The sequence below is a fragment of the Aetokthonos hydrillicola CCALA 1050 genome (genome assembly GCF_017591665.1).
GTDB lineage: Bacteria > Cyanobacteriota > Cyanobacteriia > Cyanobacteriales > Nostocaceae > Aetokthonos > Aetokthonos hydrillicola.
Map to the genome: position 1 here is coordinate 1 of NZ_JAAKGC010000264.1, position 2,934 is coordinate 2,934.

Sequence of the window (2,934 nt, forward strand, 5' to 3'; positions counted from 1 at the left end):
CATAGTTTAAATTTTCGCAAATTGTCCTCTGTAATATCACCTAATAAATATTATTTAACACGAAATGTACACAAAAGAAATATTTAATACAATCTGCCATTTAAGATGTTACAATCTCGTTGTTTAACGAGGAAGACTAAAGCCGAAACGCACTAAGCAAAGAGAATGTCTCTGCTTAAAGCTTCCGCAAACTAGCCATGATCATACTATGATTCGATTATTGAACATTAAAGATTCACAAAAATAACCTTAAAGAAATAGTTATGATGTTTTTACCCGACTAATTACATGTGTGTTATAAAGTCAAGAACGCTTTTTATACATGAGATTAGCTGAACTCATTCTTGTAAGCATTCGAGTTTAAGAATAGACATATTAACGAGGGAATAGGATGAATATAGTATATAAGATGTCATTAGAAAACATATAAACCTCATATAATTCTCATATGAAGTTTTATTTTCAATAAATAAATCGAATACCCGTATTTTTGCTCTACAATGGCTAATTATCCACAAATGTAGAATCAGTAGGTACTTAATTGTATGATGGTAAGCTGTCGGTAAACTGTTGTTATAGGATCATTTTTTTTAGAGTTCCATAGATGATAAAAAATCCATAGATATTACGATATAGGTATTATTGGGCAGTCTGAATCTTAGATTGAGAAATAGCCTCTTTCATAATAGGAAATCTCTTATTATAAAATTACTTTTAAGTTATGATAAAATTTGCATGAAGTTAATATAACCGTTTCATAAAATAAAAGTAATAAGTATCGGTAATTAGTCTTCTATAGTCAAACTACTTAACGTTGATTACTGTACACAGTTGAGAAATATGACTTTACCAAAGCAATTTTTAATATAGTCATATAATTATGATAGTATATCCATCCAATCAGCTTTACTTCAACATCAATCAACCAGTCGATTTCTTCTATGACTATAGAGTAATAATGCAAAAAAATCCTATAAACATCTACACTTTTAGTAAAAACCTTAGTTTTATCCTTTGTATTAAGAAACAAACCATTGAACACTCGTGCTACTAGTAGCTTCAATCTCTCAACTAAAAACCCTTTGATTCAAGAAATTAATTACAAATATTGTTCACCGATGCATAAAAAGGACGGTTACTCATATATAGGAATCCGCTTTGATTCCTGAAATTATCTCCGTACATTGGGAAGAAGCAAAAGGCAAGCTCTAAAACGATTACAGAGGATTAAGGTGTAGTGTGTTTTTTTCAAAAATCAAATAGGAGTCCTATAGTGCAAAACTTATTAGATTTCTGGACGAGGACTAAAGTTCCCTGTTCCTCCTCCCGATCTCTAAAGCTAGGGGTTTCCGGAACGAGGAGGTTTTGATGAACTTTGATTCTCTGCTTGAGATTATTAACTCTAATCTAGTTAAAACGCAAAATCGTCCGCTTAATTACACGGAAATGCTAATCTTGCGAGGTATTTGGCAGTATCAAACTTATAATCAGATTGCTGAAGAAGGGGGTTATAGTCCTGGTTACTTGACTAATGTAGTTGCACCAGAATTGTGTCGGCGACTTTCTCAATTAATGGGTAAACGAGTCACTAAAAAGAACTGTCGAGTACTGCTGGTAGAATACTATACTAATGAACGATTAATAAACGAGACGATGCGAATTAAGCGCAGTCCTGAGAGTTCTTCTTCGTCTGCTCTAATTGAGGATATCGCCCTTCGCTTTCCTAGTGGATCAGTTCCGCTTCACTCTCGTTTTTACATTGAGCAGTCTGTCGTTGAGTCACAGGTTTATGAAGAAATTACCAAACCCGGAGCTTTAATGTATATTAAATCTCCCAGAGAAATGGGTAAAACTTCTTTGTTGCTGAGGATTCTGGATTATTCAAATCGACGAGGCTACCGTACAGTTAGTCTTAGTATGGAACAAATTGACCAGGTAATATTGAACAATGTTAATCGCTTTCTGCGTTGGCTGTGTGCAAACGTTACCCTTGAACTTGGACTCGAACCAAGATTAGACGAATATTGGGATGAAGATATTGGTAGTAAGGTTAGTTGCACTCTCTATTTCCAAAACTATCTGGCAAAAAAAATTGACTCTCCTTTAATCCTGGCACTTGACGAAGTGAATGAAATTTTTCAATACCCGGAAGTAGCAAAAGATTTTTTTGGGTTGTTACGTTCTTGGCACGAACAAGCTAAAGTGGAAATTCTTTGGCAAAAGCTGCGCTTTATTGTGGTTTACTCGACTGAACTTTCTATACCTTTCCAACTTCATCAGTCCCCTTTTAATGTAGGAATACCAATTCATTTAAAAAGCTTCACTGAGAATGAAATACAGCAGTTAGCTATACGTTATGGACTTGACTGGAAAAATGGTAAGGAAGCGAGGCAAATGATGGCTATGCTCGGCGGACATCCTGCATTAGTACACATAGGGATTTATTACCTCAGCCAAAAAAAAATAACTTTAACACAACTCCTAGACTCTGAATTCGCATCTAGTGAAATTTATTCTCATTATTTAGAGCGTCATTGGATAACATTACAAGCTCAGCCCGAACTAGCGATCGCTCTTGATAAAGTCATGAATTCTACTCAACCTGTACTTTTAGCGCCGATCGAAGCTTATAAGTTAAACAGTATGGGATTAATTAACTTACATCACGATCAAGCAACTCCATATTGTCGTTTGTACCAACTATATTTTCAATCGAAGTTATTTTATTTAAGGAAACAAAGAAGTTCTCAACTAGACACACAAGCTTATACTGCGAACGGATAACAACGAGACTTTTTTTCAGAGGGAACAGGGAACTCTTAACAGTGTACCCACGGATGCGCGCCGTGGGATTGAAACAAGGACGCCGTATTTAAGAGCGCTGCGCGTCTCGAAATACATCTTTATTTGCAAGTGGGCTTTAAACCCACAAAG

General features: G+C 35.2%; 1 protein-coding gene. It reads left to right on the plus strand.

Annotated features, from left to right (window positions below; translation table 11 throughout):
• Positions 1 to 1,368: 1,368 nt before the first annotated feature.
• Positions 1,369 to 2,784, plus strand: coding sequence for an AAA-like domain-containing protein (locus G4P69_RS36700; protein ID WP_208344398.1), 1,416 nt, complete (start codon positions 1,369 to 1,371; stop codon positions 2,782 to 2,784).
• Positions 2,785 to 2,934: the final 150 nt, after the last annotated feature.

What these genes read in the sequence shown, in the direction of transcription:
- G4P69_RS36700 (WP_208344398.1), top strand. Translation starts at nt 1,369, where the DNA reads ATGAACTTTGATTCTCTGCTTGAGATTATTAACTCTAATCTAGTTAAA.